Origin of the sequence: Paraburkholderia sp. GAS334 (genome assembly GCF_050436625.1) — a bacterium.
Classification (GTDB): Bacteria; Pseudomonadota; Gammaproteobacteria; order Burkholderiales; family Burkholderiaceae; genus Paraburkholderia.
The window spans coordinates 1-12860 of record NZ_JBNDMO010000008.1 but is presented as its reverse complement, the minus strand read 5'-3'; the positions used below and the strand labels follow the sequence as shown (position 1 = coordinate 12860).

General features: G+C 59.9%; 12 protein-coding genes. 7 read left to right on the top strand and 5 right to left on the bottom strand.

Features of this window, described 5'->3' with window-relative positions; all coding sequences use genetic code 11:
• The first annotated feature begins 21 nt into the window (after positions 1-21).
• Both P3T21_RS16285 and P3T21_RS16280 read left to right on the top strand, forming a co-directional pair.
• The gene (locus P3T21_RS16285; RefSeq protein WP_429256959.1) at positions 22-840 is read left to right on the top strand and encodes an HpcH/HpaI aldolase/citrate lyase family protein; all 819 of its coding nucleotides are present in this window, start codon (positions 22-24) and stop codon (positions 838-840) included.
• A gap of 78 nt (positions 841-918) precedes the next feature.
• Entirely contained in the window at positions 919-1857 is a 939-nt protein-coding gene (locus P3T21_RS16280) for a LysR substrate-binding domain-containing protein (protein WP_429257216.1), read from the top strand.
• Positions 1858-1931: 74 nt separating this feature from the next.
• On the opposite strand, the gene P3T21_RS16275 is transcribed toward P3T21_RS16280, so the two are convergent.
• From P3T21_RS16275 to P3T21_RS16255, 5 genes are all read right to left on the bottom strand, one after another.
• Positions 1932-3314: an MFS transporter gene (locus P3T21_RS16275; RefSeq protein WP_429256958.1), complete on the bottom strand. Its 1383-nt coding sequence runs from the start codon at positions 3312-3314 to the stop codon at positions 1932-1934.
• 123 nt (positions 3315-3437) lie between these two features.
• A complete protein-coding gene (locus P3T21_RS16270) occupies positions 3438-4616 on the bottom strand; it encodes a CaiB/BaiF CoA transferase family protein (RefSeq protein ID WP_429256957.1) in 1179 nt (392 codons plus the stop codon).
• Positions 4617-4631: 15 nt separating this feature from the next.
• Positions 4632-5795 (bottom strand): acyl-CoA dehydrogenase family protein, encoded by a 1164-nt coding sequence (locus P3T21_RS16265; RefSeq protein ID WP_429256956.1) that lies wholly within the window; start codon positions 5793-5795, stop codon positions 4632-4634.
• A gap of 37 nt (positions 5796-5832) precedes the next feature.
• Positions 5833-6675, bottom strand: a complete 843-nt coding sequence (locus P3T21_RS16260) for an FAS1-like dehydratase domain-containing protein (RefSeq protein ID WP_429256955.1) — start codon at positions 6673-6675, stop codon at positions 5833-5835.
• 185 nt (positions 6676-6860) lie between these two features.
• Positions 6861-7805: a LysR family transcriptional regulator gene (locus P3T21_RS16255; protein WP_429256954.1), complete on the bottom strand. Its 945-nt coding sequence runs from the start codon at positions 7803-7805 to the stop codon at positions 6861-6863.
• Between the two features lie 111 nt (positions 7806-7916).
• On the opposite strand from P3T21_RS16255, the gene P3T21_RS16250 reads away from it, so the two are divergent.
• The 5 genes from P3T21_RS16250 to P3T21_RS16230 form a co-directional block, all read left to right on the top strand.
• On the top strand, positions 7917-8453 hold the full coding sequence (locus tag P3T21_RS16250; protein WP_429256953.1) for a phosphonopyruvate decarboxylase: 537 nt from the start codon (positions 7917-7919) through the stop codon (positions 8451-8453).
• A complete protein-coding gene (locus P3T21_RS16245; RefSeq protein WP_429256952.1) occupies positions 8453-9049 on the top strand; it encodes a thiamine pyrophosphate-dependent enzyme in 597 nt (198 codons plus the stop codon). Before P3T21_RS16250 ends, P3T21_RS16245 begins: the two co-directional genes overlap by 1 nt.
• Positions 9050-9125: 76 nt before the next feature.
• Positions 9126-10604 (top strand): aldehyde dehydrogenase, encoded by a 1479-nt coding sequence (locus tag P3T21_RS16240; RefSeq protein ID WP_429256951.1) that lies wholly within the window; start codon positions 9126-9128, stop codon positions 10602-10604.
• Between the two features lie 148 nt (positions 10605-10752).
• Positions 10753-12042, top strand: a complete 1290-nt coding sequence (locus tag P3T21_RS16235; protein WP_429257215.1) for an MFS family transporter — start codon at positions 10753-10755, stop codon at positions 12040-12042.
• Positions 12043-12527: 485 nt separating this feature from the next.
• A partial coding sequence (locus P3T21_RS16230) for a LysR family transcriptional regulator (protein WP_429256950.1) occupies positions 12528-12860 on the top strand: 333 nt, incomplete at its 3' end.

Genomic DNA, 12860 nt, shown 5'->3' with positions numbered 1-12860 from the left:
CCTCGCTCTATGAGAACTGAGATGTCAGATTTCAATCGGCTGCAACATCGGTCGTTTCTGTTTGTACCGGGTAGCCAGCCAGATCGCTTCAGCAAGGCGCTCGCAAGTGGCTCAGATGCGGTCATTGTCGATCTGGAGGACGCCGTTGCACCAGATGCAAAGGCGCAAGCCCGTCGCGCCGTGGCAGAGTGGGTAAGCCCGGAGCGGCCGGTTCTCATCCGGGTCAACGCGAGGAATACGCCGTGGTTTGACGAAGACGCACAGCTGTTAAAGCTGCGCGGTGTCGCCGGTGTGATCTTGCCCAAGGCGGAAAGTGCGTCGGATGTGGTGGCCTTGATTTCAGCGACCCGCACTAAAATGCCCGTATTTCCATTGATCGAAACGGCTCAGGGAATGTGGGACGCGCTGGAAATCGCAAAGGCCCCCCTCGTGCAACAACTCATGTTCGGGACGCTGGATTTCATCGCTGACATGGGGATGGCTTCCGACGGCTACGAACTGGATACCTTCCGCGCAAAGTTGGTCATGATTTCGCGGATCGCAGGGATCTTGCCACCCGTCGACGGCGTGACGCCGAGTATCGACGATACCGAACGGTTGACTGCCGAGACCACGAAAGGAAAACGATGGGGCTTCGGCGGAAAGCTGTGCATCCATCCTAAACAGATACCGATCGTCAACGCTTGCTATACACCATCCGATTCAGAAATCGCGTGGGCACAGCGCGTACTGGATGAATCCGGAAAAGCAAACGGCGCGGCGGTTTCAGTCGACGGCAAGATGGTCGACCGACCTGTCGTCCTGCAGGCGCAGCGCGTGATAAATCTGGTTCGTCGGTGACATCATGCAACCCTCGCTTCCCTGACGCGCGATCTCCATAGGTGTATCCTATGACGACACACAATGGGTCGCATTGCTATGGACGTCCGGCAGCTTCGCTATTTCGTTAGTATTGTTGATTACGGGAGCCTTGGGAAAGCGGCTGAAAAGCTTTTCGTCGCCCAGCCCTCGCTTAGCCAGCAAATGGCGCGTCTCGAGGAAGAACTGGGCGTGACGCTTCTGGTGCGCAGCAATCATGGTGTCACGCCGACATCGGCCGGAGACGCGATGTACCGCCACGCGCGGCTCGTCTTGCGCCAGATGGAGCAGCTCAAACAGGAGGTGACCAACGGCGCCGGCGCCGAGTCCGGCACAGTGGCGGTGGGTCTTCCCACGACCATGGCGTCAGTGTTGGCGGTGCCGCTATTCGAGCGGATCCAGGAAACCCATCCAGGGATCAGGCTGCAGTTCTTCGAGAGCATGAGCGGCTACCTCAACGAGCTGCTGGCCAATGGCCGTCTGGATCTCGCCATCCTGTTTCGCGAGTCCGACACGCCGGGGATCACTGCTATGCCCGTGCTCGATGAAGCGTTGTATCTTCTCGGCGAACCCGGCGGTGAAGTGTCCGCCCGGTCAACCACGTGTGCGCTCGCCAGGCTTTCCGGTGTGCCGCTCGTGGCGCCGGGGGTATCCAATGGGCTTCGTCTGCTCCTCGAACGGATCTTTTCTCGTGAAAACGTCGATCTGAATATCATCGCCGACATCGATTCGTTGCCAACGATGATAGCGATCGCCCATTCGGGAAAAGCCTGCACGATTCTGCCTGCCTCGGCCGTCGCTCAATGGGATTCCGCGCGCCTTCCCAAGATGCGGCGTATCGTCGAGCCGGGTATCGAGCGCCCGGCCAGTATCTGCTGGCCGAACGGCTTGCCGCTTCACTCGGCGACGCTCGCCGTGCGTCAAACAATGGTCGAAATTATTTCGGAGCAGGTCGCACGAGAAATGTGGAAGGGCGTGACCTTGCGGGATATCCGCTAATGATTCATGCGGTCCTTGCGTGGAAGTGGTGGCTTTTCATGCACCCCGCTCACGCGCAAGGTCCCGGCATGCGCTTAGCGTGTCACTGGCTCCGTTTGCGTTGGCATGGGCTCCCCGGCGCACGGCGCAATGTTCTCAAGCGAGTGACGGCTCGTTTCGACCCGTAACGCAGTGATCGCCACGCACAGTGCGGCGAATACGATGCTCACCATCGCAATCACACCCGACACGCCAAAACGTTCGTAGAGCAGCAAGGCCAGATATGGCGTCGCGATCGATGCCGCTCGCCCGCAAGTCCCCGCGACCCCGGTTCCGCGAAGCCGAACTTCGGTTGGGAATAGCTCCGGGATGAAGCCGAACAGTCCCAGTGTGGTAATCGTATAGATCGTCGTGACAAGGCAGAAACCGACAAAGATGATCGCAGTGGTATCGCGAAGATTGACGTAGATCCAGCCGAGCACGATGCTGATCAGCGCGGCGGCGACGATGCCTTTTGCACGGCCGATGCGGTCCGCCGTGAGGTAGCCGACCAGGCCGCCGACCGGCGAGCCGATGGACATCAGCAGAACAAAGCCGAGCGACTTGACGATCGACAGGCCTTCGGCCACAAAGAACGTGGGAAGCCACGCGATGAAGCCGTACAGCCCGATATTCACGGCGATCGCGGTCAACGCGGCCACGCAGGTTCTGCCACGCATGCCCGGCACAAACAGCGCGCGAAACGACGTGACGCCCACGTGCAGGTCGACCACGCGCTGAACGGGTGGCAGCTTGCCTACCTGTGCTTCGACTTCCCGTTCGATACTGGCGAGTGTCGCTTCGGCCTCGTCGAGCTTGCCGACTGATTCCAACCAGCGCGGCGATTCGGGCATCCTGTGGCGCAGAAACCAGACCACGAGTGCCCCGACACCCGCGATTGCGAACATGTAGCGCCAGCCGAGATTCGGAATGATCCAGTACCCTGCGGCGAGCGCGGCGAATAGCCCGCTATTGATGATGATGGCAAGCAGCGAGACCCATTTTCCACGGGTGGCTGGTGGGACAAACTCGGCGAGCGTGCCTGCTGCGACGACCAGTTCAGCACCCAGACCCACGCCCATAATGAACCGTAGGACAATCAGCCATTCGATGTTCGGCGCAAAGCACGCGGCTATTGACGCGAGACCGAAGATCCCGAGATTGAGCTGGTATGAATAGCGTCGGCCCAGTTTGTCTCCGATATATCCCGCGGCAAACGCGCCGATCATCATGCCGACAAACGTTGCGGAGACGAACATCGCTCCATACCGCAAGTCCGTGAATCCCTCTTTCACCATCGCCGCAACGGAACCATTGGCGAGGTAAATATCAAATGCGTCGAGAAAGGCGCCGCCGGCAATCAGTCCGAGGATTTTCCAGTGGAAGCGTGAAATGGGTAAGCGGTCCAGGCGGCCAGCTGCATTGACCGTGTGTGACATGGTTGTCTCCTGCTGTCCAGTAACTCGTGACGGCTGTCACGAGGAGGTGCTTCGCTTGTCGTACGAAGTCTGTTTGTGGTCTGCTTGTAGTCTGTTCGTCAGGTGGGAAAGCCTGTCTTCGACTCAGATTGCGCCGAGTTCGCGCATCGCATGAATCTGCGAATCGTCGAGGCCCAGCTCATGCAAGATGGACTCGGAATGCTGGCCGAGTGCGGGCACGCTGCCCATGAGCGGCCCGTCGGAAGGGTCCACGCCGGGCGGGTACAGCGCCGGAATCTCGCCTGCCGGCGTCTGAACTTTTGTCCATCGCCTGCGGGCCGCGAGTTGCTCGTGGTCCCAGACCGCTTGCATGTCGTTCATGCGGGCGTTGGCGATACCTGCCGCTTCGAGCCGCTCGATGACTTGCGCCGCGCTCAGCGATGAAAAGACCGCCAGAATGAGTCCAGTGAGTTCGTCGCGATTCTTCGCACGGCGACTGTTCGAGCTGAAGCGCTCGTCGGTCTGCAGTTGTGGTTGCTGGATCACTGTCTCACAGAAGCTCTTCCACTCGCGCTCGTTTTGCAGGCCCAGCATGACCGTCTTTCCGTCGCCGGCCTTGAACGGGCCGTACGGAAATATCGTCGCGTGCGAGGCGCCCGCCTGCTTTGGCGCGCTCTGACCGTCGATTGCGTAGTAAAGCGGATAGCTCATCCATTCGACCATGCTCTCGAGCATCGAGACATCGATGTGCTTGCCGCGTCCGGTCCGGCCACGCTCGAGGAGGGCGGCGAGAATGTTGGTATAGCCGTACATACCCGCCGCGATGTCGGCGATCGAACAGCCGGCTTTGGCGGGCTCATTTTCCGAGCCGGTGATACTCAGAAAGCCGGACTCGCTCTGAATCAGCAGGTCATAGGCCTTCTTGTCACGGAATGGCCCGTTCAGGCCATAACCCGAAATGTCGCAGACGATCAGGCGCGGGTACTGTTTGCTCAACGTGTCGTAGTCCAGGCCGAGGCGCTGCGTTGCGCCAGGGGCCAGGTTTTGAACGAACACATCGGCGTCAGCGAGAAGCTTGTGCACGACATCGATCGCCTGGGGTTGCTTGACGTCGAGCGTGATGCTTTCCTTGGATCGATTCGTCCAGACGAAATGAGAGGCTAGACCGGACACCCGCTCATCGTAGTTGCGAGCGAAGTCTCCCGTACCAGGGCGCTCGACTTTGATGACACGTGCGCCGAGGTCCGCGAGTTGCCGGGTGCAAAACGGCGCGGCGATAGCGTGTTCAAACGTGACAACCTTGATTCCTTCGAGCGGGCGCATGATGGTTCTCCCCGATTAGAACGAGCGGGGCAGGCCGAGAATATGCTCGGCCACGTACGACAGAATCAGATTCGTCGAGATCGGCGCCACCTGATAAAGACGTGTTTCGCGGAATTTGCGTTCGACGTCGTACTCGGAGGCGAACCCGAAGCCACCATGGAATTGCAGGCAGGCGTTGGCCGCTTCCCACGAAGCGTCAGCCGCGAGCAGCTTGGCCATGTTCGCCTGGGCGCCGCAGTGCTGATGCGCGTCGAACAGTTCGCAGGCCTTGTACCGCATCAGGCTTGCTGCTTCGACATTGACGAGGGCGCGCGCAATCGGGAACTGCACCCCCTGGTTCTGGCCGATCGGACGCCCGAACACGACGCGATCCTTCACGTACTGCGACACCTTGTCGATGAACCAGTAGCCATCGCCGATGCACTCGGCGGCGATCAGGGTTCGCTCGGCGTTGAGGCCGTCGAGAATGTACTTGAAGCCTTTGCCTTCCTCGCCGATCAGATTGTCGGCCGGGATTTCCAGGTTGTCGAAAAACAGTTCGTTGGTCTCATGATTCACCATGTTGGGAATCGGACGTACGGACATGCCCTTTCCGATCGCTTCACGCAGATCGACGATGAAGATCGACATCCCCTCGCTCTTCTTCTTCACGTCGGCGAGCGGCGTCGTGCGGGCCAGCAGAATCATCAGATCGGAATGCTGGATGCGCGAGATCCAGACTTTCTGTCCGTTGACGACGTAGCGGTCGCCCTTGCGCTCAGCGGTCGTCTTGATTTTCGTCGTGTCGGTGCCGGTGGTCGGCTCGGTGACGCCCATCGACTGCAGACGCAACTCGCCCGACGCAATCCTCGGCAGGTAGTACTGCTTCTGTTCGGCCGATCCGTGGCGAAGCAGCGTGCCCATGTTGTACATCTGTCCGTGACACGCGCCGGAGTTGCCGCCGGACCGGTTGATTTCTTCCATGATCACCGACGCTTCGGTCAGCCCCAGGCCCGAGCCGCCATATTCCTGCGGAATCAACGCGGCGAGCCAACCGGCTTTCGTCAATGCATCGACGAACGCTTCAGGGTAGGCGCGTTGCTCGTCGATCTTGCGGAAGTATTCCGCGGGAAACTGTTGGCACAGGTCACGCACCGCCTCCCGAATGTCCTGATGCGAATCGGTTGAGATGTTGATCATGGCAGAGGTCTCTTCCAGGCTAGGGATGGATGGGCGATCAGGCGAGCGTGGCGCGGGCAGACATCGTTAGCCACCCTTCGTGGTCTTTGGCCCAGAGTTCGACCGTTTTTCCATCCGGCGAAGGACGACCGCAAAGATGTAGCGCATTGCCCGCGAAGCTCGGGCGAATGGCTTTGAACGCGAAGTCGAGGACGCTGGCCTGCGGCTGGTTCCGGCGAACCAGATCCATCAGCAACGTCGCGATGAGCGGCCCATGCACGACGAGACCTGGATAGCCCTCGGTCCCGGTCACATAAGGCGTGTCGTAGTGAATGCGATGGCCGTTGAACGTCAGCGCGGAATAGCGAAAGAGAAGGACTTCGTCAGGGAGGACTTCACGGTGCCACGCGTCATCTGACGGTGCCTGTGTCGGGATCGGCGCCGCGGCAGATGGCAACGGAGCTTCGCGGTAGACAATGTCATGCTCTTCTTCGATGGCCAGTGAATCCGGCGTCCGTATGTCGTGTTTGACCGTGACGAAGGCCAGCTTGCCGCTGCGGCCTTCCTTCACCCTGACATCGGCGATACGGGAATCGCGCACAACCGGGGCACCGACCTGTATGGGAGAAAGGAAACGCAACCTCCCGCCGGCCCACATCCGCCGGGGAAGGCCGAGATCCGGCAGGAATCCTCCCTTCACGGGGTGGCCGTCTTCGGCGATCCTGGACTGAGGTACGACGGGCCTGAAGAAGATCCAGTGCCACAAGGGAGGGAGCGGTTCGCCGGGTTGTGGCGACGTGTCATGGTCGAGTGTCGCAGCAAGCGCTGCGACTGACGTCGGTACAACGAGGTCGACCACGCTTTCCGTGCGACCGATCGACGAGGCTGGGGTGTCAATCATCCTTGTCTCCGCCTGGCTGGGCCAGCAAATAGTTTCCTGTTGGGGGACTCTATTTGAAGGCGCTGACGGATGGAAATATGAGTTTCATGTGCCGGTCATAGGGCGAACCTATTCCCGGGCACTTGCCTTGCGACGTGCGGCGAAGATGAAATTTCTGGGGGAGAGGCGCGACGCGATGACGCCGATCAGCCGACGTCGGTGCCGCTGCCCAGCCATCGCGCGGCGGTCCATTTGCCGCACCGGACTGCATTGCTCATCTGATCGACGAGCAGGTCAACGACGCAGCGCACCGCGACGGGCACCCGGCGAGTGTTCGGCAGCGCGAGCACGATCTTGCGCAGCAGGTTGGCGTCCGAGAGCGGGGCGGCGCTCAGCAGTCCACGCGCCACATCGTCCACGATGGCAATGCTCGGCAAGATCGTGATGCCCAACCCGCCCAACACCAGCCCCTTCTGCACGCTCATGGCGTTGGTTTCCGCCGCGATCGACAACTCGATACCTGCCGATGCGCAGGTCTGTTCGACGAGGCTGCGTATACCGTGCGGCGCGTTAGGCAGAATCAGCGGCTCGCCGGCGATCTCCCTCAATTCGACGGGAGATGCCGCGTTAAAACCTGCTTCCGGTCGCCCGACCACCCACAGACGTTCCTCGAGAAGCGGTTGCACCTGCAAGACGGGGGAGGGTTTCGGGTCGTACAGCAATGCGGCGTCGACTTCGCCGAGTTCAAGCCAGTTCTGCAAATGACCGGTGTAGCCCATTGAGATTCGCAGCCTGATGGCCGGATAGGCCCTGGCGACCCTGGCCACCAGTTCGCTTGCCAGCAAATCGCACGTGCTGGGAAGCAGTCCGATTGTCACGACGCCGGCGACGCCTGCGGCAGGTTGCACTTCGGAGCGCGCGCGGTCCAGCTCGGCCAACGCCCGGCGTGCATATTCGACGAATATTTCGCCGGATTCCGTGAGCTCCATGCCATATCGACCGCGCGAGAACAACGCAGTGCCCACGTCCTCTTCCAGCAGACGAAGCTGCCTGGAAACGGCAGGCTGCACGATGTGCAGCAGGGTTGCTGCCTTCGTGACGCTTCCGGTCTCCGCGATCGTCACCAGTGCGCGCAATTGCTTGATGTCCACGTTTACCCCGCCAATGCCGAAATCACATACAGGAATCACGAAATTCTATTTTTCAGGCTATCACATCACAAACTAAAATTCCTGAATTCCCCTGTCTTTGGAGACGAACACATGAGTACAGATGCGCGCGAGGCGCCGGCGTGGCAACAGGAAATCTTCGACGTCCTGAAAGCCGGCAACGTCAAACAGGTCGCCTATGTTCCCGACGCGGGACATTCGCACGTGATCAGGAAAGTGATCGCCGACCCCGAGATTCATGACGTGGTTCTGACCACAGAAGAAGAGGGCGTCGCGGTCACGAGCGGCGCCTGGCTGGGCGGGCAGCGTGCTGTCCTGCTCATGCAGAGCAGCGGTGTCGGTAACTGCGTGAACATGTTTTCGTTGCTGCAAAGCTGCCGGTTCCCCTTTTTCACGCTGGTCACGATGCGTGGCGAGTATGCGGAGTTCAATCCGTGGCAAGGCCCGATGGGCAAGAAGACGCAAGCAGCGCTCGAACTGATGGGTATCACCGTGTTTCGCGCTGACGATCCCGAGTCGGTCGGCGAAATCGTGAGCGCAGGTTTCGATGCGGCTTTCGAAGCCGGCGAACAGGTCGCCGTTCTGCTGTCGCAAAGCCTGATTGGTCGCAAAAAATGGGAGAGAAAGTAATGGTCAAGGTCACTCGCCACACTGGCATCGACCGTCGCGAATTTGTCGCGGCATTGCTCAAGGCGGTGCCCGACGCGCTGGTCGTGACCGGCCTCGGTTCCGCTTCGTATGACGTGTTTGCCGCCGGCGACCGCGCGGAGAACTTCTACCTTTGGGGTGCCATGGGCGGCGCCGCATCCCTCGGCCTGGGTCTCGCGCTGGCGCAGCCCGACAAGCCAGTCCTCGTCATCACCGGCGACGGCGAACAACTGATGGGCGTCGGCAGTCTCGGCACGATCGGCGCGCGGCAGCCGCGCAACCTCTCGATCGTCGTTCTCGACAACGGCCATTTCGGCGAGACCGGAATGCAGCGCAGCCATACGAGCCTGGGCACCGACCTTGTGGCCGTTGCGAAGGGCTTTGGCATCGAGGATGCGTTTTCTGTCGAGACGCAAGGCGATGTGGCCCGCGTGGCCGAACGCGCGTTGTCGCACAGCGGACCTGTGCTGGTCAACGTGCATATCGCCGCGAATGAGCCACCTCGCGCGCTGCCGCCGCGAGACGGCGTGTATGTCAAGAACCGCTTCCGTGAAGCGCTTGGCTTCGCACCGTTCTGAAAGAAAGTCGCCTGCGCAGCGCTATCCGGCGCTGCGTCCCCGGGTCGATTCACCGGATCACTGTAAAGAGACATTGATGGAACGCTATCGTTTGTATATCGACGGCAAGAACTGCGACCCCGAGGGTGGCGAGTGGTTTCCGAGCGAGAGTCCGTTCACCGGTGAGGCGTGGGCCGAAGTCGCACGCGGCAACGCGGCCGACGTGGAGCGCGCTGTCAGCGCCGCTCACCGCGCCTTCGTGTCCGATGCATGGGCGGAGCTCAGTGCGAGTGCGCGCGGACTGCTTCTGCATCGGTTCGCCGATCGGATCGCAGCGGACGCATCACGCCTTGCCGCGATAGAGGTTCGTGACAACGGCAAGCTTTATGCCGAGATGCATGCCCAGTTGAGCTATCTCCCGCAATGGTTCCGGTACTACGGTGGGCTGGCCGACAAGATTCAGGGCGATGTCATCCCGCTCGACAAAAAGGGCTACTTTAATTACACACGCCAGGAACCGCTGGGTGTCGTCGCGATCATTACGCCCTGGAACTCGCCGTTGATGCTGCTGGCCTGGAAGCTCGCCCCGGCTCTCGCCGCGGGCTGCACGGTTGTCATCAAACCCTCCGAGTTCACATCGGCTTCGACGCTGGAACTCGTGCAACTGCTTGACGAGGTGGGTTTCCCACCGGGCGTGGTCAACGTGGTGACGGGCTTCGGCAACGAGGTGGGTAGCGCGCTGGTCGGTCATCCACTGGTCAGGAAGATCACGTTCACGGGCGCCGACGCGACGGGACGGCGGATCAACGAACAGGCCGCGCGAGACTTCAAGCACGTCAGTCTCGAACTGGGCGGCAAGTCACCGAATATCGTGTTCGACGACGCCAATATCGACGACGCCGTGAACGGTGCGGTCGCCGGAATTTTCGCTGCGACCGGTCAAACCTGTATCGCGGGTTCCCGACTGCTCGTGCAGGACGGCATCTATGACGCAGTGGTCAGTCGTGTGGTGGAACTCGCAAAAACCGCGCGCATGGGCGATCCGATGGAGGCCAGTACGCAGGTTGGACCGATCACCACGCGCCCGCAGTACGACAAGGTCTTGAACTACATCGATATTGCACGTGCTGAAGGCGCGACGCTTGCCCTTGGCGGCCATCCGGCAGGACGGCCGGAGTGCGGTAAAGGCTGGTTCATCGAGCCGACTATTTTCACGAATGTCGACAACAAGATGCGAATCGCTCAGGAAGAGGTGTTTGGGCCTGTTCTTTCGGTGATCCGCTTCCGTGATGAAGCGCACGCGGTCGAGATTGCCAACGACGTGCGGTTCGGACTGGGTGCCGGCGTCTGGACCCGCGACATCGGGCGGGCGTTCCGCATGGCTGAGCGAATCCAGTCCGGCACGGTCTGGGTCAACACCTATCGCGCGGTCAGCTACATGTCGCCGTTCGGTGGGTACAAGGATTCCGGTCTCGGTCGTGAAAATGGCGTCGATGCGATCAAGGACTACCTTCAGACAAAGAGTGTCTGGATTAATACCGGTGCTTCAACTGGAAATCCGTTTGTGATCCGGTAATCCTGTGCACGTGTCGGTCACGATCAAAGTCGCGACCGACGTGCTGGATCCCACGCCAGAGCTACAAGAAAAATGCGGCATCAGATCGCAAATGTGTAGGCATACTAATGGAGACATCATGAAAGTCGAAGCACTTGGCAGCGGTGCCATGTCGAGCAGTAGCGAAACCCGGCGCTGCATCATGGCCATCGTGGGCGCGTCATCGGGAAATCTGGTCGAGTGGTTCGACTTCTTTGTCTACTCGTTTTGCTCCATCTACTTTGCTCACGCGTTTTTCCCAAGCGGAAATACGAGCACGCAACTTCTGAATACTGCGGGCGTGTTCGCAACTGGCTTCCTGATGCGTCCTGTCGGCGGATGGATGTTTGGCCGTATTGCTGACAAATATGGTCGCCGGTCGTCGATGATCATCTCCGTTCTCATGATGTGTGCCGGTTCGCTGGTGATCGCAGCGCTTCCCACCTACGCCACCATTGGCGCTGCCGCGCCGGCGCTTCTACTTGTGGCACGTTGCTTCCAGGGCCTGTCAGTCGGTGGCGAATACGGAACCAGTGCAACCTACATGAGCGAAGTGGCAGTGGCTGGGAGAAGGGGATTCTTCGCCTCATTCCAGTACGTGACCGTGATCGGCGGACAGGTATTGGCGCTGATCGTCGTCGTGATTCTCCAGCAGATACTGTCTACTGAAGAGCTGCGTGCCTGGGGATGGCGCGTGCCGTTCGCGATGGGTGCAGTCGCAGCGCTGGTATCGCTATATCTGCGCCGGTCACTCGAAGAAACCTCGACGAATGCGACACGGTCACGTTCCGACGCCGGGACGCTGCGTGGTTTGCTCACGCACAAACGTGCGATCGCTACCGTCGTGGGCTTTACGGCGGGCGGCTCGCTTTCGTTTTATACCTTTACGACCTATATGCAGAAATACCTGGTCAACACTGCGGGCATGCATCCCAAGACCGCCAGCGCAGTGATGACCACTGCCTTGATCGTCTACATGCTGATGCAGCCGGCCTTCGGCGCGCTCTCTGATCGTATCGGTCGACGGATGTCGATGATCCTGTTCGGCGTGTTGGCGACGATTGGCACTGTGCCGTTGCTGTATGCGCTGAAAGAAGTGACAAACCCGTACGCGGCGTTTGCTCTGGTGATCATCGCGCTTGCGATCGTCAGTCTCTACACTTCGATCAGCGGGCTCATCAAGGCAGAGATGTTTCCTCCCGAGGTCCGCGCGCTTGGAGTTGGCCTGTCGTACGCCATAGCCAACGCTATTTTCGGGGGATCCGCCGAATATGTGGCGCTTTCGCTTAAGTCGCTGGGCAGCGAGCCCGCGTTTTACTGGTACGTAACGGTGTTATGTGCGATAGCAGGCGTCGTTGCTATTCGAATGAGGGACCCGTCAGAAACCGGATATCTACGAGGTAGCAGGCAACGCGAATGAAGCCGCCCGGTAGTTCGGCGCCAGGAAGTCATTGGCTGATCGTGCACGGCGAGTACGTTTGCAGGAGCTCGAATTTTCATGTACTCAAGAACGTACTCATTCGACATCGGCTTATATCGTGGAACGCGAGCATCTTCCTGGCGTCCAGGAAATAAAAAAGCCCGCAAAAGCGGGCGTTTTCATGAACAGCAGTCCAGCAATTGAACCGGACCTAATTTTCTGGTGCCAGGAGAGGGCTCGAATATTAGATGTAATCGATTGATTATTAGAGAATAAATTTATATTTTTGCGCGCGATATACGCACTTGTATACGCAAAAATCTCGTACGTGCGGCCTGATTGTCGGGAGGTGGTGTGTCGCTTTTATGCAGCTTCAAATAGGGCATGATCTATTCATCTGCAGATTGCCGTTGCTGGTGCCAGAATAAAGAACTGATAGTGAGCAACCGAGTCGCGGTGAGCATCGCTTGCCGGCAGGAGGCTGTATGGGGTTCGACCGTCAGCAGTTAGAGACTTTCGCCGTCGTCGTGGAACTGCGACATTTCGGGCATGCCGCAAGATCGTTAAATATTACCCGCGGAGCAGTGTCCCAGCGAATTAATGCACTGGAGGAATCTCTGGGGATGCCCCTCCTGGTGCGCGATGGTGCGGCGCCCACGCCTGCGGGCGAAGCGCTCTTGAGGCACATACAGGTGATCAGGGCAGGGGGTGGGGGGGGGGGGATGGTGGTGAGGGGTGGTGGGGGCGATTTTTTCGGCGCCCCCCCCCCCGCCCGGTGGTGTGTTGGGGGGGGCGGGGGCGGGGGGGGCGGCGCGAGG

Bases quoted from the DNA above. Each gene is read 5' to 3' on its own strand.
- P3T21_RS16285 (WP_429256959.1), top strand. From the start codon at position 22: ATGTCAGATTTCAATCGGCTGCAACATCGGTCGTTTCTGTTTGTACCG.
- P3T21_RS16280 (WP_429257216.1), top strand. From the start codon at position 919: ATGGACGTCCGGCAGCTTCGCTATTTCGTTAGTATTGTTGATTACGGG.
- P3T21_RS16275 (WP_429256958.1), bottom strand. From the start codon at position 3,314: ATGTCACACACGGTCAATGCAGCTGGCCGCCTGGACCGCTTACCCATT.
- P3T21_RS16270 (WP_429256957.1), bottom strand. From the start codon at position 4,616: ATGCGCCCGCTCGAAGGAATCAAGGTTGTCACGTTTGAACACGCTATC.
- P3T21_RS16265 (WP_429256956.1), bottom strand. From the start codon at position 5,795: ATGATCAACATCTCAACCGATTCGCATCAGGACATTCGGGAGGCGGTG.
- P3T21_RS16260 (WP_429256955.1), bottom strand. From the start codon at position 6,675: ATGATTGACACCCCAGCCTCGTCGATCGGTCGCACGGAAAGCGTGGTC.
- P3T21_RS16250 (WP_429256953.1), top strand. From the start codon at position 7,917: ATGAGTACAGATGCGCGCGAGGCGCCGGCGTGGCAACAGGAAATCTTC.
- P3T21_RS16245 (WP_429256952.1), top strand. From the start codon at position 8,453: ATGGTCAAGGTCACTCGCCACACTGGCATCGACCGTCGCGAATTTGTC.
- P3T21_RS16240 (WP_429256951.1), top strand. From the start codon at position 9,126: ATGGAACGCTATCGTTTGTATATCGACGGCAAGAACTGCGACCCCGAG.
- P3T21_RS16235 (WP_429257215.1), top strand. From the start codon at position 10,753: ATGTCGAGCAGTAGCGAAACCCGGCGCTGCATCATGGCCATCGTGGGC.